Source organism: Streptomyces sp. NPDC058231 (assembly GCF_042882275.1).
Classification (GTDB): Bacteria; Actinomycetota; Actinomycetes; order Streptomycetales; family Streptomycetaceae; genus Streptomyces.
In genome coordinates this window covers 184629-204486 of the sequence record NZ_JBHVWN010000006.1, presented here as the reverse complement: position 1 = coordinate 204486, position 19858 = coordinate 184629, and the positions used below count along the sequence as shown (strand labels likewise).

Sequence of the window (19858 nt, the reverse complement as noted above, 5' to 3'; positions counted from 1 at the left end):
TGCCGCCAAATCGGGCATTGAGTTGACAGTGGGCGCTTAGCTCGGTTCTCCTTGATCCCATGCCAGCGACCTCAGCCATGCGCCCCACCCACATCCGTGGGTTCCGCAGCGCTGTGCAGGCCCGCTGTTGCTGTTCCAGCTGTCTCAGCTGTTGAGGCTTTCGCGCTCCAGCTAGTTGCAGCCCTGCCGGACACCGATCTTTCCGGACATTCCCACCCAGCGGCTTCGCCGCCCCGGTGGCAGCCCGGCCCCTCGGTCCCCGGTCCTCGCGACACCCCTGCATCTGCATTCCTGCCCTGCATCCCCTTGCCGAGGAACCACCGCACCCATGAACAGCAGCAGCGACCTCCAGATCGCCGGCGACATCCTCGAGGTACAGCACCTCCTCCAGCCGGCCCGCCCGCACCCGGCCACGGTGGCCGAGTTCGCCGGTCTCGCCCGCACCATCGCCGCCGACCGCGCACAGTGGGCACCGCTCGTCCGGTACGACGCGACCACCCGCTGGTACCACCGGCTCCGCACCGGCCCCGGCTACGAGGTGTGGCTGCTCAGCTGGGTCCCCGGTCAGGGCAGCGGCCTGCACGACCACGGCCCGTCCTCCGGCGTACTGACCGTCCTGGAAGGCGAGTTGACCGAACGCACGGAACGCACCGCTCGATCGCTGGACGCCGGCACGCAGCGCGTCTTCGCGCCCGGCTACGTCCACGAAGTGGTCAACGACTCCCTCGAACCGGCTGTCAGCCTGCACATCTACTACCCGGGCCTGACCGAGATGCCGATGCACGCGGCGCGGTGCGCCGCGGCGAACACCGGCGCCGTACCCGCCTGACCCCCCGCCCGCCACCACCCCGACCCTCGTCCGGCTCCGCCTGACAGACTGTCGCCCATGCGCATTGTGGTTCTGGCCGGTGGTATCGGTGGTGCTCGTTTTCTGCGTGGCCTCAAGCAGGCCGCGCCCGACGCGGACATCACGGTGATCGGCAATACCGGTGACGACATCCATCTCTTCGGGCTGAAGGTCTGCCCCGACCTGGACACCGTGATGTACACCCTCGGCGGTGGCATCAACGAGGAGCAGGGCTGGGGACGTACCGACGAGAGCTTCCACGTCAAGGAGGAACTCGCGGCGTACGGCGTGGGGCCCGAATGGTTCGGACTCGGCGACCGGGACTTCGCGACACACATCGTCCGCACCCAGATGCTGGGCGCCGGCTACCCGCTGAGCGCCGTCACCGAGGCGCTCTGCGCCCGCTGGAAGCCGGGGGTCAGGCTGCTGCCGATGTCCGACGACCGGGTCGAGACGCATGTGGCGGTCGACGTCGACGGCGAGAGCCGGGCGATCCACTTCCAGGAGTACTGGGTGAAGCTGCGCGCCTCCGTCGAGGCACGGGCGATCGTGCCGGTCGGCGCGGAGCAGGCGAAGCCGGCGCCCGGTGTCCTGGAGGCCGTCGCCGAGGCCGATGTCATCCTCTTCCCGCCGTCCAACCCCGTCGTCTCCGTCGGGACCATCCTCGCCGTGCCCGGCATCCGGGAGGCGATCGCCGAGGCCGGGGTGCCGGTCGTCGGCCTCTCCCCCATCGTCGGGGACGCTCCGGTGCGCGGCATGGCGGACAAGGTGCTCGCCGCGGTGGGCGTCGAGTCGACGGCCGCCGCCGTCGCCCAGCACTACGGCTCCGGGCTGCTCGACGGATGGCTCGTCGACACCGTGGACGCCGGGGCGGTCGACGAGGTGGAGGCCGCGGGCATCCGGTGCCGGGCCGTGCCGCTGATGATGACCGACGTGGACGTGACCGCCGAGATGGCGCGGCAGGCACTGGCGCTGGCCGAGGAGGTACGGGCGTGAGCGCGGCCGCCGACCGGGCGCCCTCGTACCGGGTGTGGGCGCTGCCCGGGATGCCCGAGGTGCGGCCCGGGGACGACCTCGCGAAACTGATCGCCGCCACCGGGCCGGGGCTGGCCGACGGCGACGTCCTGCTCGTCACCTCGAAGATCGTCTCCAAGGCGGAGGGCCGGATCGTCGAGGCCACCGACCGGGAGGCGGCGATCGACGCCGAGACGGTACGGGTGGTCGCGCGCCGCGGCACGCTGCGGATCGTCGAGAACCGGCAGGGACTGGTGATGGCCGCCGCCGGGGTCGATGCGTCGAACACCCCCGCGGGGACGGTGCTGCTGCTGCCCGAGGACCCGGACGCCTCGGCGCGGTCGATCCGCGAAGGGCTGCGGGACACGCTCGGCGTCGAGGTCGGGGTCGTGATCACGGACACCTTCGGGCGGCCGTGGCGCAACGGGCTGACCGATGTCGCGATCGGGGCCGCGGGGATCCGGGTGCTCGACGATCTGCGGGGCGGGACGGACGCCTACGGCAATCCGCTCAGCGCCACCGTGGTCGCCACCGCGGACGAGCTGGCCTCGGCCGGTGATCTGGTCAAGGGCAAGGCGGAAGGGCTGCCGGTCGCCGTGGTGCGGGGACTCCCGCACCTGGTGGACCCGGCGGACGCCGGGGACGGGGCCCGGGCGATGGTGCGAGTCGCGGCCGACGACATGTTCCGGCTGGGCACGTCCGAGGCGGTACGGGAAGCGGTGACGCTGCGGCGTACGGTCCGGGAGTTCACGGACGAGCCGGTGGACCCGGGGGCGGTACGGCGGGCCGTGGCCGCGGCGGTGACCGCGCCGGCGCCGCATCACACGACTCCGTGGCGGTTCGTGCTCCTGGAGTCCGAGGAGTCGCGGACCCGGCTGCTCGACGCGATGCGGGACGCGTGGATCGCGGATCTGCGGCGTGACGGCAAGAGCGAGGAGTCGATCGCCAAGCGGGTGCGGCGGGGCGATGTGCTGCGCCGGGCCCCGTATCTGGCGGTGCCGTGCCTGGTGATGGACGGCTCCCACACGTACGGGGACGCCCGGCGGGACGCCGCGGAACGCGAGATGTTCGTGGTCGCGGCCGGGGCGGGCGTTCAGAACTTCCTGGTGGCGCTGGCCGGTGAGCGGCTCGGATCGGCGTGGGTGTCGTCGACGATGTTCTGCCGGGACGTGGTGCGTGAGGTGCTGGACCTGCCTGCGCAGTGGGATCCGCTGGGGGCGGTGGCCGTGGGCCGGGCCGCGGGCGAGCCGGCGGCCCGCGCGGTACGGGACGCGGAGGGGTTCGTCGCGGTGCGGTGAGGGGCGGGCGCCCGGCGGGGCTCAGAGCCGGGCGATGTCGCCTCTCGTCATGCGCGGGGCCCTGCGGGACGGGGTGCGGCCCGAGAGCAGGATCAGACGGGTGGCCCGATGGCGCTGGCCCTCGTACGGGGCGAGGAGCGTCAGCATCTCCGCGTCGTCGGCGTCCCTGTTGTCTGCCAGGGCGTGGCCGATGATGCCGGGGAGGTGGATGTCGCCCACGGTGACCGCGTCGGCGGCGCCGTTGGACCGCTGCAGGGTCTCGGCCGAGGTCCAGGGGCCGATGCCCGGGACCAGCTCCAGACGGGCACCGGCCTCGGGCAGCGCCATCGTCGCCGCCTCCTCGAGGCGGCGGGCGACACGTACCGCACGCAGGATCGTGGCCGCGCGTTTGCCGTCGACGCCCGCACGGTGCCATTCCCAGGACGGGATCAGGGACCAGGTGCGCGGGTCCGGCATCACGTGCAGTCCGTGCGTGCCGAACAGGGCCGCCGCCGGGCCGGGCGCCGGCGTGCCGTACGTACGGACCAGCAGGCGCCAGGCCCGGTAGGCCTCGTCGGTGGTGACCTTCTGTTCCAGGATCGACGGGATCAGCGACTCCATCACCAGACCGGTGCGCAGCAGGCGCAGGCCGGGGCGGCGGTGCCTGACCGCGGCGACCAGGCGGTGGCGGGGGCGGAAGGCCTCCGGGTCGTCCTCGGCTCCGAGCAGGGTGGGGAGCTGGTCCAGCAGCCACGGGGCGCCGGGCCCCCAGGCCGCTGCCTCGATCCGGCCGCCCCGGTCGGTGACGTGCAGCGTGCCCGGTCCGGCCGGCGTACGGGTGGCCCGCCAGACCGAGCCGTCGCGGTCGATGCGGAACGTCGGGTCGGCCGGGCCGCGGCGCAGCGGGGAGAGGACGAGCCGCAGGTCGAACGGGCCCGGCGGGGTCCAGTCACGGGTCAGCGCCCCGGGCGCAGGACCCGTCGGCGCCTGGTGCGGGACGGGCGCGTGCGGGCCGCTGCGGGGGGCGAATCGTCCTGCCACGGTTGAGGTCCTCGGTCGTCGGGGGTCGCTGTCGAGGGTACGCGCCGCGGCGGACCCATCACTCGTCGGACGAGAAACGGACCGACGCGTCGGGCAGCACCGCGCCGCACCAGACGCGGACGCCGTCGCGCAGTTCGTTGTCGGCGCCGACCTGCGCGCCGTCGCCGACGACCGCGCCGGCCAGCACCGTACGGCTGCCGATCCTGGCGCCGGCTCCCACCAGTGAGTCCGTGATCACCGCGCCTGGTTCGACCACCGCACCGGCCAGCACCGCGGAGCCGTCGATCCGGGCTCCTCCGCCGATCAGGGCACCCTCGCAGACGACCGTACCGCCGCTGAGCTTCGCGTCGGCGGCGACCGAGGCGGTCGGCAGGACGAGCCGGTCGCCGCAGCGGCCGGGGACGGCCGGGGACGGGGCGCGGCCGAGGACCAGATCGGCGGAGCCGCGTATGAACGCCTGCGGGGTGCCGAGGTCCAGCCAGTACGTGGAGTCGACCATGCCCTGGAGGTGCGCGCCGGAGGCGAGCAGTCCGGGGAAGGTCTCGCGCTCCACGGAGACCGGGCGGTCGGCGGGAATGGTGTCGATGACCGAGCGCCGGAAGATGTACGCGCCGGCGTTGACCTGGTCGGTGACGATCTCCTCGGGCGTCTGCGGCTTCTCCAGGAACGCGGTGACCCGGCCGGTGCCGTCCGTCGGCACGAGTCCGAAGGCGCGCGGGTCGTCGACCCGGGTGAGGTGGAGCGAGACATCCGCTCCGGAGCCGGCGTGCGACGCGACCAGGGCCCGGATGTCGAGGCCGGTGAGGATGTCGCCGTTGAAGATGAGAACCGGTTCGTCGGGGCCCGAGACGAGGCGGGACGCCACGTTGCGGATGGCTCCGCCGGTGCCGAGCGGCTCGCGTTCGGTGACGTACTCGATGTGCAGACCGAGCGACGAACCGTCGCCGAAGTACGGCTCGAAGACCTCCGCCAGGTACGACGTGGCGAGCACGATGTGCTCGACCCCGGCGGCCCGGGCCCGCGCCAGCTGGTGCGTGAGGAACGGGACACCCGCCGCCGGAACCATGGGCTTGGGAGTGTGCACCGTGAGCGGGCGCAGCCGGGTGCCCTTGCCACCGACCAGGAGAATCGCTTCTTTTGCCTCTGTCACAGCACTGTCTCTGCTTCCTGCTGGGGCCGGGCCTCGTTTTGGCTGGCCAGTGTATGCAGACCGGTCGGACCGTCCCGGTGCCGCAGCCCCCCCAGCAGTGTGCAGTGGCCGACGGATCCCGCAGGGGCGGATCCGTCAGCGGCCTTGCAGATGGGCGGAGCTGGTCCGGGCCGTGCCGAGCTTCTTGTAGAGACGTGATCCCGGGCATTCGGTTGCGAAGCCGTCCCGATGGCCGGAGATGACGTTCAGTCCGACCTTCGCCCCCTTCTTGAACCGGTTCCCGCCGCCCGAGACGAGCGTGGTCCTGCCGCTGGGGTCGGCGCCGAACAGGCCCAGCTTCCAGGCGGTGAGCTCGGCGATGGCGTTCACCACGGCGGAGGGCGGGTTGGACGTGTTGAAGGTACCGAGCACCGCGACGCCCATGCTGTTGGTGTTGAAACCGAGAGTGTGCGCGCCGAGGACGGCCTTCGTCACGCCTCCGGCGCGGCCTTCGTAGATGTTTCCGCACTTGTCGACGGCGAAGTTGTAGCCGATGTCGCGCCAGCCGCTGCTCTTGACGTGGTAGCGGTAGATACCGCGAAGGACGGAGGGCGCCTGGGAGCAGGAGTAGGTGTTGCCCGTGGCGGTGTGGTGGACGAAGGCGGCCTTGACGGTCTTCGTGTACGCGAACGCCCGCTCGCGGAGCTTCTCGTCGGCGCCCCAGCCCTTGCGGGTGATGATCCGCGGGCGGGCGCCGATGTAGGGCCTGGCGCCGGGGGCGACACCCGCTGCGGCCTCACTCCGGGCTTCGGTCTCCGCCTTGCCGAGCGCGGGCAGGACGGCCGGTTCGAGGACGCCGGCACGGTCGCCGTCGCCCGCGGATCCGGTGGCCTCCTCGCCGGCTGCCGGGCCGGCGTCCGCGGTACGGCTCTGCCGGGGGTCCTGGCCGGGGTCGACGAGTTCGAGCCGCAGCCCCTCGGGCAGCGGTATACGGGGGCCGGCGCCCCGGTCCCGTACGCCTGCGGCCCCGGGACTCACGCGGACCTCGACGCCGTCGCTCTCGCCGACCCAGAGCGGGGCGGTGGAGCCGCGGACGGTACGGGAGTCGCGCTCGGCGGTGCCGAGGTCGGCTCCGTGCTCGGCGTTGTGCGTCTCCAGGTCCTGCCAGCCCGACCAGTGGGTGGAGCCGGTGGGGCGGGTGCGGACCTGCACGGTGCCGTCGAGTTCGGCGTTCACGTCGTCCCAGACGACGCCGACCAGCGAGAAGGGGCGGACGTCCCGTCGGGGCAGACCCTGTTCGGCGAAGGGGGCGCCGGAGGCCCGGGTGGACGCGGTGGACAACGGCGACAGGTGCAGGGACTGGGTCGACCCGGGCACCTCGCCGGGATCGGCGGCCTCGGTCGTCGAGGTGGCTGCGGTGTCGGGGGCGGCGCCCGCGGGCGCGGCGAGCGGCAGGACGAAGGCTGCCGAGCAGGTGACACCAATGGCGGATGCAAGGAAGGAACGCATACGAACGATACTGACCACAAGCCGACAACTCCGGCGACTGGGGCATTTCCTCGCAATTGACGGGCCGTCTGCCGAACCGGTGTACGCGACGCCGGTGGCACCCTGCCCCGTCCGACGCCGCCGCGTACCCTTGCGCGGATGAACGCCAGCGACCGCACCCCTGCCGACCTGCTGCGTTCCGCGCTCGCCGCGGACCCGGCCCGCCCCATGGTCACTTTCTACGACGACGCCACCGGAGAGCGCGTCGAACTGTCGGTGGCCACCTTCGCCAATTGGGTGGCCAAGACGGCCAACCTCCTCCAGGGCGATCTCGCCGCGGAACCCGGTGACCGGCTCGCCCTCCTGCTGCCCGCGCACTGGCAGTCCGCGGTCTGGCTCCTCGCCTGCTCCTCGGTCGGCGTCGTCGCCGAAGTGCAGGGCGACCCCGCCTCGGCCGACCTGGTCGTGTCCGGACCGGACACGCTGGACGCCGCCCGCGCCTGCCGCGGCGAGCGGATCGCCCTGGCGCTGCGTCCGCTGGGCGGCCGGTTCCCGCAGCCGCCCGAGGGTTTCGCCGACTACGCCGTCGAGGTGCCGGGCCAGGGCGACCGGTTCGCGCCGTTCGCGCCGGTGGACCCGGACGCGCCGGCGCTGGCCGTCGGCGGCACCGTGCTGACATCGGCGCAGCTGGTCGCGCGCGCCCGCCAGGACGGCGCGGAACTGGGCCTGGAGCCCGGTTCACGGCTGCTTACGGGACGCACGTACGACAGTTGGGAAGGGCTCAGCGCCGGGCTCTTCGCGCCACTGGCCACCGGTGGTTCCGTGGTCCTCTGCCGCAATCTGGAACAACTGGACGCGGACGGGCTCGCCAAGCGCGTCGAGAGCGAGCGGGTCACCGGCACCGCGGTATGACAAGCACCCCGAGGGCACTCGTCCGGCCCACAGCGGGCCGAGCCCTCCGGGCTGCACGTCGACTCCGGTACATCATCTGCGGTACAGACCACTCAAGGCACAACCAAGCGTGAGGCTCAGCCGTCTACTCCTGCGACCGGCGGCCCAGCGCGCTGCCGAACGTGAAGGATGGACGCAGACGTGACCGAAAGCGCCGGCACGCCACCGGACCCCGACCGCTCGGCCGCGGGTGACGAGGACGGGCCGCAGGACGAGCCGCAGCACGGGCCGCAGGACAAGTCGCAGGACGGGCCGGGCGCGGATCCCTCCGGGGTGGAGTGGCAGACCGGCGGCGTACCGGTGCGGCGCAGGCGCCGCTGGGTGCGCTGGGTCGCGCTCGCCGCCTCGTTCCTCGTCCTGGTCGCCGCGGGCCTCGGCTGGTGGCTGTACCGGAAGCTCGACAACAACATCAGGACCGACACCTCCGCCGCCTCCGAACTGCGCGCGTACGAGAGGGAGCGCCCCGCGTCCGTCGTGCACGACGCGGAGAACATCCTGCTCATCGGCTCCGACAGCCGCGCCGGCGACAACCGCCGGTACGGCCGCGACGACGGCGGCAGCCAACGCTCCGACACCACGATCCTGCTGCACCTCGCCGCGGACCGGAAGAGCGCCACCGCCATGTCCGTGCCCCGCGATCTGATGGTGGAGATCCCCAGCTGCCGGCAGCCGGGCGGGAAGCGCACAAGGAAGCAATTCGCCCAGTTCAACTGGGCCTTCGAGTTCGGCGGCACCGCCTGCACGATCCGTACGGTCGAGCGGATGACGGGCATCCGCGTCGACCACTACATGGTCGTCGACTTCAACGGCTTCAAGGACATGGTCGACGCCGTCGACGGCGTCGAGATCTGCCTCAAGAAGTCGATCGACGACCCCGACGCGCACCTGAAGCTCCGCGCGGGACGGCAGAAGCTCGACGGCGAGGAGGCGCTCGGATACGTACGGGCCCGCAAGTCCCTCGGCAACGGCAGTGACACCGACCGGATGGACCGCCAGCAGCGCTTCCTCGGCGCCCTGGTGAACAAGGTGCAGAGCAACGGCGTCCTGCTCAACCCGACCCGGCTCTACCCGGTGCTGGACGCGGCCACCAAGTCGCTGACCACGGACCCGGGGCTGGACACCCTCAAGGACCTGTACGAGCTGGTGCGCGGCATGCGTAACGTACCAACCGAAAAGGTGCAGTTCCTGACTGTCCCTCGGCAACCGTACGCGGTCGACCCGAATCGGGACGAACTCGTCCAACCCGAAGCCCGCAAACTCTTCAAGCGGCTCCGCGACGACACCCCCGTCACCGTGGTCCCGGCGGACGAACTCAAGCGGGACGCGGACGCCTCGGGCTCCACGAGCCCGACACCCACCCCCACCTATTCGGGCACGAATGCGGCCACCGGGCTGTGCAAGCGGTAAAGCAATTTCCAAAGAGACATCGACGATCAGCGTGTAATGAGCAGAATGACCGGTTGTAAGTGCCGTGGAATGTGTCACGCCCGTCGCTCGACTCCGAATCGGACGGATAGTGTGACGCGATCCGGTGCTTCCGGCCATCAGGTCGCGCACTGCTGGAGCGAAAGAACGAGCGCCTTGTCGGGGGAGGCGCCTCGCGTGGCACCGACGGAGGACTCACACAACCGTGGATGCGCAAAGCCGTGGGCGGGCGGACGAAATCGACCCCGCAGACCAGTGGGTCCTGAACCCGCAGACCGGCGATTACGAATTGCGACTGAACCATTCCGGAGCGGATTCGGGGCGCACGCCCGGCGCTCCGGCCCCCCGCGGATCCAGGCGCGCAGGCGCGGACCGTGAGAGCGGCGGCGAGCGCGGAGACGCGGTTCGTGACGGCGACGGCTCGCGCAGAGGCGGCGCACGCGGTGGTTCCGGGCGCAACACCGGTCCGCGCCGCGAGGTGCCCGGACAGCGCGGCCGTCGTGCGGCCAACGGCCCGCGCGGGCCGGAGGGTTCCGGCCCGGACACCGCGGGCCGGCGCAAGCGCAAGCAGCCGAAGGGCCGCCGCAGGAAGGCGCTCATCTGGACGGGCGGCGTGATGGCTTTCCTGCTCGTCGGCGTCTCGGTCGGCGGATACGCGCTGTACCGGCACTTCAACGGCAACCTGAGCACCGTGGACGTCGGCGATGCCGGCAACAAGGACGTCGTCACGGCCAACGCGCCCCTCAACATATTGGTCATCGGTACGGACAAGCGCACCGGTAAGGGCAACGAGGGCTACGGCGACAAGGGCAGTACCGGCCACGCCGACACGAACATCCTGTTTCACGTGTCCAAGGACCGGACCAACGCCACGGCGCTGAGCATCCCCCGCGACCTCATCACCAACATCCCGGACTGCAAGACCAGGCAGCCGGACGGCTCGGACAAGGTCATTCCGGGTACCGAGAACATCCGGTTCAACGTCAGCCTCGGCCAGGACGGCCGCGACCCGGGCTGCACGATGGAAACCGTCAAGGAGCTCACCGGTCTGAAGGTCGACCACTTCATGATGGTCGACTTCAACGCGGTCAAGGAGCTGTCCACGGCGGTCGGCGGCGTCAAGGTCTGCCTCGCCCACGCGGTCAATGACCCGAAATCCCACCTGAAACTCCCGAAGGGCGAGAGCACGATCCAGGGCGAGGACGCGCTCGCCTTCGTGCGTACCCGGCACAGCTTCGGCAATGAGAGCGACCTGGACCGGATCAAGGTCCAGCAGCAGTTCATCGGGTCGATGATCCGGCAGATGAAGTCGGACGACACGCTGACCAGCCCGACGAAGCTGTTCAAGCTGGCGGACGCGGCGACGAAGGCCCTGACGGTCGACAAGGCGATCGGCTCGGTGCCGAAGCTGACCTCGCTCGCCAAGGAGCTCAAGAAGATCGACACGAAGAACATCACCTTCGTCACGCTGCCGGTGATCGACAACCCGGCCGAGCCGACGCCGATCACGGTGGTCGTGGACCCGGTGAAGGCGCCTCAGCTGTTCTCGATGATGCAGGACGACACCTCGCTGACCGAGGTGGCCGCACAGAAGAAGGCCGCCAAGAGCAAGCAGGACGCACTCCTCAAGGGCACCAAGGCCGCTGCGGCCGACGTACGCGTCGATGTCTACAACGGCGGCGAGATCCCCGGCGGGGCTCAGCAGACCGTCACCTGGCTGCAGAACGACAAGGGCGTCCTCAAGTCCACGAACAAGGCCAACGCCCCGGCGAAGGTCGCCAGGACGACGCTGGCCTACGCACCGAACCAGGCGGACCAGGCCCGCGCCCTCGCCGAGATGATGGGGCTGCCCGGATCCGCCATGAAAAAGGGCACCAAGGATGCCGAGGGGCTGCAAGCGATGGTCCTGACGCTGGGCGCGGACTTCAAGGGAGCGGGCACTCCCCTCACCGGGCCGGCGAAGATCGACATTCCGAAGGCCAGCGCCGACAAGGCAGAGTGCGCCAAGTGACACCGGGTCACCGCGCGATAACGCGAGTCTGAGCAGCAGGGGGGTCCTGGTGGGACGGAGCAGCACACCCGGGGAGGGGACGCGACCACGCGTCCGGCATGCCGGCCAGCTCGGCTGGGACGACAGCCTGTACGGCGACGGCCCGTCCGCCGGCTCCGACGACGGGCACGGCAGCGGACGGGACGGCCGGCGGAGCAACGGCGGCGCCGGGGACCGGGACCGTCCGGGGGGCCACGGCGGGAGCCGCCGCGGGCAGTCGCACCGGCGCGGTCGACGCGGGAAGCGCCGCGTACTGCGCTGGGTCGCCTGGATTCTCGCCGTGGTCATACTCGGCGGCGCCGGCGCCGGATACCTCTACTACCAGCACCTCAGCGGGAACATCAAGAAGGCGGACCTGACACTCGGCGACAACAAGATGACCGAGCACAAGGCCAACGCCGCCGGTCAGACCCCGATGAACATCCTGCTCATCGGCTCGGACGCGCGGGACTCCAAGGAGAACCAGAAGCTCGGCGGGGCCAAGGAAACCTTCGGGGCGTCGCCGCTGGCCGATGTGCAGATGCTGCTCCATCTCTCCGCCGACCGCAGCAACATGTCGGTGATCAGCATGCCGCGCGACACACTGCTGAAGATCCCGAAGTGCACCGACTCGAAGACGAAGCACGTCTACCCCGCAACCACGGGCCTGGCGATGACCAACGAGACGCTCGGCCGCGGCGGTCCCGGATGCACCGTGGCCACCTGGTACGAAAGCACCGGCATCACCATCGACCACTTCATGATGATCGACTTCTCCGGTGTGGTCTCGATGGCCGACGCGATCGGCGGCGTCCCGGTCTGTGTCAAGGGCAACGTCTACTCCCACACGCGCGCCGGCAAGGGCTCCGGGCTGAAGCTGAAGAAGGGCACCACGAAGGTCAAGGGCAAGCAGGCCCTTCAGTGGCTGCGGACCCGCTACGGCTTCGAGGACGGCACCGACCTCGGCCGCACCCACGCCCAGCACATGTACATGAACTCGATGGTCCGTGAGCTGCGCAAGGGCACCAAGCTCACCGACCCGGGCAAGCTGATGGGCCTCGCCGAGGCCGCGACCAACGCGCTGACGGTCGACAAGGGCCTCGGCAGCCCCAAGAAGCTGTACGACCTCGCGAGCGAGCTCAAGAAGGTGCCCACCAAGCGCATCACGATGACGACGATGCCGAACGTCTACGGAACGGGTGCGAACAGCGGCCGGGTGCTCCCCAAGCCCGTCGACGCGGACCAGCTGTTCCAGATGGTCCGCGATGACATCCCCCTCGATGGCAAGGCATCCAAGCGCAAGGCTCCGGCCGCCAAGGAGCCCACGTCGCCCGTCGCCGAGATTCCGGTCAGCGTCCGCAACGGGACCCGTACCGACACCGAATACCCGGTCAAGGGCCGCGCCTCGGCAGTCAAGGAGCTGCTGGCCGGGAAGGGCTTCACCAAGGCCACGGTCGACGCGCCGAACACCGACGCGACGGCACGGACCGGAGTGCTCTTCCCCAGCGAGGACGTGGAGGGCAACGCCCAGGCCGTCGCCAAGGCCCTCGGTATCCCGCTGACGGCGGTGAAGAAGTCGACCGACGTCTCGGGTATCACGCTGACCGTGGGGGCCGACTGGCGCGAGAGCGGGCCCTATTCCGCCCCCAGCGCCGAGGAGAAGGCCCCCGAGAGCGCACGGGCCCTGAACGGCGACGACGAGACGGCCTGCATGGCCATCCAGCCGGGCTTCGGCTGGTAGCTCCGAACCGGGCACAACGCACTGTGGGGGCCTTCCGGCACATCGGAGGGCCCCCACAGTGCCGACACGACTTGGGTGGAGCCCTGACCGAGCGCCTCGGGGCTCCGCCCAGTGAACGTGTGCGTCGGCTCAGGCCCTGCCGGAGACCTTCACCGCGGGGCGGCGGCCGGCCATGACCTTCTTCGCCAGCGAACGCGGACTGGTCAGGAAGCCGTAGCCCCAGGACATGTGCATGGTGGCCAGCGCCACCGGGATCCGGACCCGTGCCTTCAGCGGCAGGCCCTTGCCCGCCGGGAGGGATCCGGCCACGATGGCGGCGACGTAACCGGCCGGGACGACGAGGGCCCACGGGGTGACGGCCGCGCCGACGACGATGCCCGCCGCTATCGCGCAGACGGCGGCCGGCGGGGCCAGGTAGCGCAGGTTGATCGAGCCGGCGTGGTAGCGGGCGACGACGTGGCGCCAGCGGCCGTAGTCCTTGTACTGCTTGGCGAGGGCCCGCACCGAGGGGCGCGGCCGGTACTGCACCTTCAGCTCAGGCGAGAACCAGATCAGCCCGCCCGCCTCGCGGATCCGGAAGTTCAGCTCCCAGTCCTGGGCGCGGATGAACTCCACGTTGTAGCCGTCGGCCTTCTCCAGCGCCTCTCGGCGGAAGACACCCAGGTAGACGGTCTCGGCCGGGCCCGCCTGGCCGCCGGTGTGGAAGGCCGCGTTGCCGACGCCGATCTTCGATGTCATGGCCGCGGCGACGGCGTCCTCCCAGGCGTTCTCACCTTCGGCGTGCATGATGCCGCCGACGTTCTGCGCGCCGGTCTCCTCCAGGAGGCGGACGGCGGTCGCGATGTAGTTCGGCGAGAGCATGCCGTGGCCGTCGACCCGCACCACGATGGGGTGCGAGGAGGCCTTGATCGCGGCGTTGAGCGCCGCCGGGGTACGGCCGGTCGGGTTCGGCACGGTGTGGACCCGGGAGTCCTCCCGGACGAGCTCGGCGGCGATCTCGTCCGTGCGGTCCGTCGACGGGCCGAGCGCGATCACGACCTCCATCTCGCCGGCGTACTCCTGCTCCAGGATGTGCCGGACCGAGTTCCTGAGATGGCGTTCCTCATTGAGCACCGGCATGATCACGGAGACGGCGGGGCACTGCGCGGCAGACATGTGGTCCTCGGGGGGTCCTCGGGGGCGCCGGGGGTTTCACACCCCAGGATGCGGCGTTATTCGGCCGCCACGTTACCGCGAATGGGGGATGCGGGCGCGCCCCACCGGGTGGCTTCGCGGAGTGGAGATCGTATGGGCCTACTGTCTGAAAAATCCACTTTGCCCCGCGGAGGTCCACCGTGCCCACACCGCACCGCTCCCCTCGTCCGCCGCGCCCCCGCACCGCTCCCCCACAGCGCAGGTCGCGAAAACAGGACGAGCGGCCCCGCTGGGGCATGCGGATGGCGACCGGTCTGTCCGTGCTGGTGCTCGGGGCCGGCGGGATCGGCCACGCGGTGGTGACCAACCTGGAGAACGGGATCGACCGGATCGATCCGTTCAAGGACATGAAGAACCGGCCGCGGGCCGGGAGCGGCACGAATCTGCTGCTCGTCGGCACCGACGGCCGCGACAGGATCAGCCGGGTCGAGAAACAGCGGTACCGCCTGGGCGGCGCCCCCTGCCACTGCACCGACACGATCATGCTCGTGCATCTGTCGGCGGACCGGCATCGCGCGAGCATCGTCTCCCTGCCGCGCGACAGCTACACCGAGCTCCCGGAGCGCCGGGACCGGACCACCGGGGACGAGCACGCCGCCCATGCGGTGAAGCTGAACGCCGCCTATGCGGAGGGCGGGCCGAACCTGACCGTACGGATCGTCGAGCACATGACCGGCATCAAGGTCGACCACTACCTGGAGGTCGACTTCGCCAACTTCATGAAGACCGTGGACGCCCTGGGCGGGGTGCAGATCTGCACGGCCCGGCCGATGAGGGACTCGTACACCGGCCTCGACCTCGCCGCGGGCACCCACCGGCTGAACGGCGGACAGGCGCTCCAGTACGTGCGCTCGCGCCATGTCGACGGCGCCGCGGACATGGGCCGGATGCAGCGCCAGCAGAGGTTCCTCGCCTCGCTGATCGACCGGACGACCAGCAGCGGCGTGCTGCTCAACCCGGTGAAGTTCCGGGACGTGGCGTCGACGATGCTCAATTCGGTCCGGGCCGACCGCGGTTTCGGCACGGAGCAGATGCTGGAGCTCGGCGAGGCGATGCGCGGGTTCACCCCGGCGTCCTCCGAGTTCGCCTCCGTGCCGGTCAGCAATGTCTCGTACCCGGTGAAGGGCATCGGCTCGACGGTCAAATGGGATGTGCGCAAGGCGAGGAAACTCTTCGACGCGCTGCGCGAGGACAGGCCGCTCGCGGTCCGGCGGCCGGTGCAGGCCCGGGCGAAGACGGTCGATGTCGCACCGCAGCGGATCCGGGTCCAGGTCTACAACGGGACCCCGCGGGACGGCCTCGGCCGGACGGCCGACGACGCGCTGCACGCCACCGGCTTCCGTACGACGCGGCTGCCGCTCAACGGGCCTCCGCGGAACCTGAAGCACACCCTGATCGAGTACGACCCCCGGTGGGACAGGTCGGCGAGGTCGCTGGCGGTGGCACTGCCGGGGGCCGAGCTGCGGGCCGTCAAGGGGCAGGGCGCGATGATGAAGGTGACCACGGGCACGGACTTCGGCACGGTGGAGCGGGTACGGGCCGAGGCCCCGCACCGCGGCGAATTCGGCGCGGTCACGGGCGACCAGGAGGTGTGCTCGTAGCCGAGGCCCCCGGCCCCGCCGTCAGCGCCCGACGCCGCCGGTCGTCGACGCCGCCGGTCGACGCCGCGGGTCCTCGTCAGTCCTCGTCAGTCCTCGATGCCGTCCGCCGCGCGCTTCTCGCGCAGTTCCTTGATCGCCCGGCGCCGGGCGAGGCGGTGCGTGCGCCGGATCTGTGCCTCCTGGTAGCGCCGCTTGTCGCGCTCCGTCTCCGGGATCACGGGCGGTACGGCGCGCGGCCTGCCGTCCCCGTCGACCGCGGCGAACACCAGGTACGCGCTGCCGACCTGCTGGGCCGGGGTCGACTCGTTCCACCGCTCGGCCATGACCCGGACGCCGACCTCCATCGAGGAGCGGCCGGTCCAGTTCACCTGCGCGCGCACGTGAACAAGGTCACCGACCCGGACCGGCTCCAGGAAGACCATCTCGTCCATCGAGGCCGTCACGGCGGGTCCGCCGGAGTGCCGGCCGGCCACGGCGCCCGCCGCGTCGTCGACCAGCTTCATGATCACGCCGCCGTGCACCGTACCCAGCAGATTGGTGTCGCTGCCGGTCATGATGTGGCTGAGGGTGGTCCGGGACGCCGCGGTCGGCTTGCCCGGAATGTCGCCCTCCGGGCGCGGGGCGTGGTCTGTCATGACGTCCACCTTATTGCGGGGCCGCGCAGCCGCGGACATTGCATCAGCTTGGCAACAGCCCTGGCCCGATATCTCACACCCCCTGTAATACCGGCACGCCCGGACTGCACACTGGACCGCATGAGCGACAGGCCCGGTGGATGGACCGACGACAACCGCGATGACCGCTACGGGCGGGGCAGCGACAGCGCCCAGCCCGAGGGCGCCCGCGTCATGCGGCACGTCCAGCGGAACCCCGTACCGCCCCAGCAGCGTCCCGCGCCGCCCCAGCAGTATCCGGCGGCGCCGCGCCAGCGCCGGCCGGAGGCGCCGCAGTACCCGGGCGGCTACGACGACGACCCGGGGTACGACAACGGCTACAACTCCGGTCAGGTCTACGGCGGCGGCCACGGTGGCGGTGGTCACGGTGGGGGCCGGGGTGACAGCGGATACGTCCAGGGCCGGCCGGCGCCGGACTGGCGGCGCCGAATAAAGGTGGGTGCCCTGACTCTCGTGGTCGTGGTGCTGGCCGTCTCCATCGGCACGTACTTCTGGGCCGACTCCAAGCTGAAGCGTGAGGTCGACCTCTCCAAGGTCATCGAGCGGCCGGGCGGGGGCGACGGCACCAACTACCTGATCGTCGGTTCCGACAGCCGAGCCGGCATGTCGGCCGAGGACAAGAAGAGGCTCCACACCGGCTCCGCCGAAGGCAAGCGGACCGACTCGATGATGATCCTGCACGACGGGTCCAACGGCCCGACCCTGGTCTCGCTGCCGCGTGACTCGAACGTCGAGATCCCCTCGTACAAGGGCTCCGAATCCGGCAAGCTCTACCCGGGCCGCGGCCGCTTCACCAAGCTGAACGCCGCCTACGCCGAGGACGGGCCCGAGCTGCTGGTCCGCACCGTCGAGTTCAACACCGGTCTGCACATCGACCACTACGTCGAGATCGGCTTCGGCGGCTTCGCGAGCATCGTGGACGCGATCGGCGGGGTGGAGCTCGACATCCCCAAGGCGTTCAAGGACAAGTACTCCGGCGCCGACTTCCAGGCGGGCAAGCAGACCCTCGACGGCCAGCAGGCCCTCGCCTTCGTCCGCACCCGGCACGCGTTCACGTCCGACCTGGACCGTACGAAGAACCAGCAGAAGTTCCTCGCGGCGCTGGCGAGCCAGACGGCGACGCCGTCCACGATCCTCAACCCGTTCAAGCTGTACCCGACGATGAGCGCCGGGCTGGACACCCTGACCGTCGACAAGGACATGTCGCTGTGGGACCTGGGCCAGATGTTCTTCGCGATGAAGGGCGTCACCGGTGGTGACGGCACGTCGATGAACATGCCGATCTCGGGATCCACCCACGGGAACCTGGTCTGGGACAAGGCCAAGGTCAAGCAGTTGGTGGAGCAGCTCAAGAACGACGAGAAGGTCACCGTCTCCGGCAGCTGACGGCGTGGCGTGCAGGGCCCGGACGGTTCGCCGTCCGGGCCCTGCCGCGTGCTACGGCCGGACGCCGTCCTGCCCCTGGGGCGCTGCGGGGTCGACCTCGTCCAGGTCCTCGTAGAGCGCGTCCAGGATCCGTCCGGTGGGCGTGCCCTCCGGGGACAGCTCGGCCAGGCACCAGCCCGGCAGCTGCTCCTCGACGCCGGGCGGCAGCCGTCCGTCCGTGGGGTCGGCGAGGCCGTAGAGGATGCCGAACGCGGTCTCCTTCGCCACCTCACGGGCTATCTCGCCCAGCTCCTGGTGGCTCAGGCCCAGCCGGAGCGCCCGCCCGACCGCCCCGTCGGCGCGGCCCTCCTCCGCGTACGCCCCGGCCCAGTCCGTTGCCGCCGTGCTCCAGGCGTCGATGTCCTGCCAGACCATGCGGAGGAACCGGTAGCGGGCGAGCTGCGGAATGTTCTCCTCCGCCTCGGAGTCCGCCCAGCCCGCTGCGTCATCGGCGCCGAGCGCGGTGAACAGCGCGGTGAGCCTGTCGATGTCGTTCATGGACAGGGAAGGTACGCCACGACGGAGGGCGGGCCCACGGCTTCCGGCCGGTCCCGGCCCACGGACGGACCGGCCGGCACCGGCGCCTGGCACGGCTACCCGCGCGGTGTCCCCTCCGGTCGCCCGGGAGTCCCGGACAGTCGTGAAAGACGGCCCCCGGCATGGCGCCGGGGGCCGTCTCGTCAAAGCTGCGTCGGGGCCGTTACGGCAGGTTCCTGGCCATCACGATCCGCTGGACCTGATTCGTGCCTTCATAAATCTGCGTGATCTTGGCGTCGCGCATCATCCGCTCCACCGGGTAGTCCCGCGTGTAGCCGTAGCCGCCGAGCAGCTGGACGGCGTCCGTGGTGATCTCCATCGCGACGTCGGAGGCGAAGCACTTGGCCGCTGCGCCGAAGAAGGTGAGGTCCGCGTCGAGGCGCTCGGACTTGGCGGCGGCCGAGTAGGTGAGCTGGCGGGCCGCCTCCAGCTTCATCGCCATGTCGGCGAGCATGAACTGGATGCCCTGGAAGTCCGCGATCGGCTTGCCGAACTGCTTGCGCTCCTGGACGTAGCCCTTGGCGTAGTCGAGGGCGCCCTGCGCGATGCCGAGGGCCTGGGCCGCGATCGTGATGCGGGTGTGGTCCAGGGTCTTCATCGCGGTGGCGAAGCCGGTGCCCTCCTCGCCGATCATGCGGTCGGCGGGGATCCGGACGTTGTCGAGGTAGACCTCGCGGGTCGGGGAGCCCTTGATGCCGAGCTTCTTCTCCGGCGCGCCGAAGGAGACGCCCTCGTCCGACTTCTCGACGACGAAGGCGGAGATGCCCTTGGACCGCTTGGCCGGGTCGGTGACGGCCATCACCGTGTAGTAATCGGAGACGCCCGCGTTGGTGATCCAGCGCTTCACACCGTTCAGGACCCAGAAGTCGCCGTCGCGGACGGCCTTGGTCTTCATGCCGGCGGCGTCGGAGCCCGCGTCGGGCTCGGAGAGGCAGTACGAGAACATCGCGTCGCCCTTGGCGAGCGGGCCCAGGTACTTCTTCTTCAGCGCCTCGGAGCCGGAGAGGATCACCGGGAGCGAGCCGAGCTTGTTCACGGCCGGGATCAGGGAGGAGGAGGCGCAGGCGCGCGCCACCTCCTCGATCACGATCACGGTGGCGAGGGCGTCGGCACCCGCGCCGCCGTACTCCTCGGGAACGTGCACGGCCTGCAGATCGGAGGCGACCAGTGCGTCCAGGGCCTCCTGCGGGAAGCGGGCCTCCTCGTCGACCGCAGCGGCGAACGGGGCGATCTTCGCCTCGGCGAGCGCGCGGACCGTCTCGCGGAGCATGTCGTGCTCCTCGGCCGGACGGTACAGGTCGAAATCGGTGGAACCCGCCAAGACTCTCACTCCCCAGGGATGCTAACTACCGTTAAGTAACCCAATTTTATGCGCCATGCCTCGCAAAGACCTATGCGAGCTGTACGTGAGCTACGCGACAGGGGTACCGCAAGGCCGGTAAAACGGGGCGTCCGGGGGCACGACTATGCTCGTTCACCGCACGT

Annotated in this window: 16 protein-coding genes; 9 read left to right on the top strand and 7 right to left on the bottom strand. The window is 70.8% G+C overall.

Features of this window, described 5'->3' with window-relative positions; all coding sequences use genetic code 11:
* Positions 1-328 precede the first annotated feature (328 nt).
* Genes ACFVXE_RS06845 through ACFVXE_RS06835 form a run of 3 tightly spaced genes read left to right on the top strand, consistent with a single transcriptional unit; the run spans position 329 to position 3159 of the window.
* A complete protein-coding gene (locus ACFVXE_RS06845; RefSeq protein WP_389669868.1) occupies positions 329-829 on the top strand; it encodes a cysteine dioxygenase in 501 nt (166 codons plus the stop codon).
* A gap of 57 nt (positions 830-886) precedes the next feature.
* Positions 887-1843 carry a 2-phospho-L-lactate transferase gene (cofD, locus tag ACFVXE_RS06840; RefSeq protein ID WP_389669866.1) on the top strand — a complete coding sequence of 319 codons (957 nt, stop codon included), beginning with the start codon at positions 887-889 and terminating at the stop codon, positions 1841-1843.
* Complete coding sequence (locus ACFVXE_RS06835) at positions 1840-3159, top strand: coenzyme F420-0:L-glutamate ligase (RefSeq protein ID WP_389669864.1); 1320 nt, start codon at positions 1840-1842, stop codon at positions 3157-3159. The genes cofD and ACFVXE_RS06835 overlap by 4 nt, the downstream gene beginning before the upstream one ends.
* 21 nt (positions 3160-3180) lie before the next feature.
* Here the strand turns inward: ACFVXE_RS06835 and ACFVXE_RS06830 are convergent, their stop codons facing one another.
* The 3 genes from ACFVXE_RS06830 to ACFVXE_RS06820 all read right to left on the bottom strand — a co-directional run bounded on the left by ACFVXE_RS06830 (position 3181) and on the right by ACFVXE_RS06820 (position 6817).
* Complete coding sequence (locus ACFVXE_RS06830) at positions 3181-4179, bottom strand: DNA-3-methyladenine glycosylase family protein (RefSeq protein WP_389669862.1); 999 nt, start codon at positions 4177-4179, stop codon at positions 3181-3183.
* 58 nt (positions 4180-4237) lie between these two features.
* Complete coding sequence (locus tag ACFVXE_RS06825; protein WP_389669860.1) at positions 4238-5329, bottom strand: sugar phosphate nucleotidyltransferase; 1092 nt, start codon at positions 5327-5329, stop codon at positions 4238-4240.
* A 135-nt stretch (positions 5330-5464) separates the two neighbouring features.
* Entirely contained in the window at positions 5465-6817 is a 1353-nt protein-coding gene (locus ACFVXE_RS06820; RefSeq protein ID WP_389669859.1) for a peptidoglycan recognition protein, read from the bottom strand.
* 138 nt (positions 6818-6955) lie between these two features.
* Between ACFVXE_RS06820 and ACFVXE_RS06815 the strand changes: the two genes are divergently transcribed.
* From ACFVXE_RS06815 to ACFVXE_RS06800, 4 genes are all read left to right on the top strand, one after another.
* On the top strand, positions 6956-7708 hold the full coding sequence (locus ACFVXE_RS06815) for a TIGR03089 family protein (RefSeq protein ID WP_389669857.1): 753 nt from the start codon (positions 6956-6958) through the stop codon (positions 7706-7708).
* Positions 7709-7888: 180 nt separating this feature from the next.
* Positions 7889-9154 carry an LCP family protein gene (locus ACFVXE_RS06810; RefSeq protein ID WP_389669855.1) on the top strand — a complete coding sequence of 422 codons (1266 nt, stop codon included), beginning with the start codon at positions 7889-7891 and terminating at the stop codon, positions 9152-9154.
* A 223-nt stretch (positions 9155-9377) separates the two neighbouring features.
* Complete coding sequence (locus tag ACFVXE_RS06805; RefSeq protein ID WP_389669853.1) at positions 9378-11183, top strand: LCP family protein; 1806 nt, start codon at positions 9378-9380, stop codon at positions 11181-11183.
* A 49-nt stretch (positions 11184-11232) separates the two neighbouring features.
* Positions 11233-12942: an LCP family protein gene (locus ACFVXE_RS06800; RefSeq protein ID WP_389669851.1), complete on the top strand. Its 1710-nt coding sequence runs from the start codon at positions 11233-11235 to the stop codon at positions 12940-12942.
* A 129-nt stretch (positions 12943-13071) separates the two neighbouring features.
* Here ACFVXE_RS06800 and ACFVXE_RS06795 read toward each other — a convergent pair whose 3' ends face one another.
* Positions 13072-14097, bottom strand: a complete 1026-nt coding sequence (locus tag ACFVXE_RS06795; protein ID WP_389669849.1) for a glycosyltransferase family 2 protein — start codon at positions 14095-14097, stop codon at positions 13072-13074.
* A gap of 275 nt (positions 14098-14372) precedes the next feature.
* Between ACFVXE_RS06795 and ACFVXE_RS06790 the strand changes: the two genes are divergently transcribed.
* Positions 14373-15737: an LCP family protein gene (locus ACFVXE_RS06790; RefSeq protein ID WP_389669847.1), complete on the top strand. Its 1365-nt coding sequence runs from the start codon at positions 14373-14375 to the stop codon at positions 15735-15737.
* 86 nt (positions 15738-15823) lie between these two features.
* Here ACFVXE_RS06790 and ACFVXE_RS06785 read toward each other — a convergent pair whose 3' ends face one another.
* Positions 15824-16372: an acyl-CoA thioesterase gene (locus ACFVXE_RS06785; protein ID WP_389669845.1), complete on the bottom strand. Its 549-nt coding sequence runs from the start codon at positions 16370-16372 to the stop codon at positions 15824-15826.
* Between the two features lie 120 nt (positions 16373-16492).
* Here ACFVXE_RS06785 and ACFVXE_RS06780 point away from each other — a divergent pair, with 120 nt between their 5' ends.
* Positions 16493-17797 (top strand): LCP family protein, encoded by a 1305-nt coding sequence (locus ACFVXE_RS06780; RefSeq protein WP_389669843.1) that lies wholly within the window; start codon positions 16493-16495, stop codon positions 17795-17797.
* Positions 17798-17848: 51 nt separating this feature from the next.
* Here ACFVXE_RS06780 and ACFVXE_RS06775 read toward each other — a convergent pair whose 3' ends face one another.
* On the bottom strand, positions 17849-18334 hold the full coding sequence (locus tag ACFVXE_RS06775) for a hypothetical protein (RefSeq protein ID WP_389669841.1): 486 nt from the start codon (positions 18332-18334) through the stop codon (positions 17849-17851).
* A 202-nt stretch (positions 18335-18536) separates the two neighbouring features.
* The gene (locus tag ACFVXE_RS06770; protein WP_389669839.1) at positions 18537-19694 is read right to left on the bottom strand and encodes an acyl-CoA dehydrogenase; all 1158 of its coding nucleotides are present in this window, start codon (positions 19692-19694) and stop codon (positions 18537-18539) included.
* Positions 19695-19858 lie beyond the last annotated feature (164 nt).

Coding starts and splice junctions, on each gene's coding strand:
- ACFVXE_RS06845 (WP_389669868.1), top strand. CDS start 329: ATGAACAGCAGCAGCGACCTCCAGATCGCCGGCGACATCCTCGAGGTA.
- cofD (WP_389669866.1), top strand. CDS start 887: ATGCGCATTGTGGTTCTGGCCGGTGGTATCGGTGGTGCTCGTTTTCTG.
- ACFVXE_RS06820 (WP_389669859.1), bottom strand. CDS start 6,817: ATGCGTTCCTTCCTTGCATCCGCCATTGGTGTCACCTGCTCGGCAGCC.
- ACFVXE_RS06815 (WP_389669857.1), top strand. CDS start 6,956: ATGAACGCCAGCGACCGCACCCCTGCCGACCTGCTGCGTTCCGCGCTC.
- ACFVXE_RS06795 (WP_389669849.1), bottom strand. CDS start 14,097: ATGTCTGCCGCGCAGTGCCCCGCCGTCTCCGTGATCATGCCGGTGCTC.
- ACFVXE_RS06790 (WP_389669847.1), top strand. CDS start 14,373: ATGCGGATGGCGACCGGTCTGTCCGTGCTGGTGCTCGGGGCCGGCGGG.
- ACFVXE_RS06785 (WP_389669845.1), bottom strand. CDS start 16,372: ATGACAGACCACGCCCCGCGCCCGGAGGGCGACATTCCGGGCAAGCCG.
- ACFVXE_RS06780 (WP_389669843.1), top strand. CDS start 16,493: ATGAGCGACAGGCCCGGTGGATGGACCGACGACAACCGCGATGACCGC.
- ACFVXE_RS06775 (WP_389669841.1), bottom strand. CDS start 18,334: ATGAACGACATCGACAGGCTCACCGCGCTGTTCACCGCGCTCGGCGCC.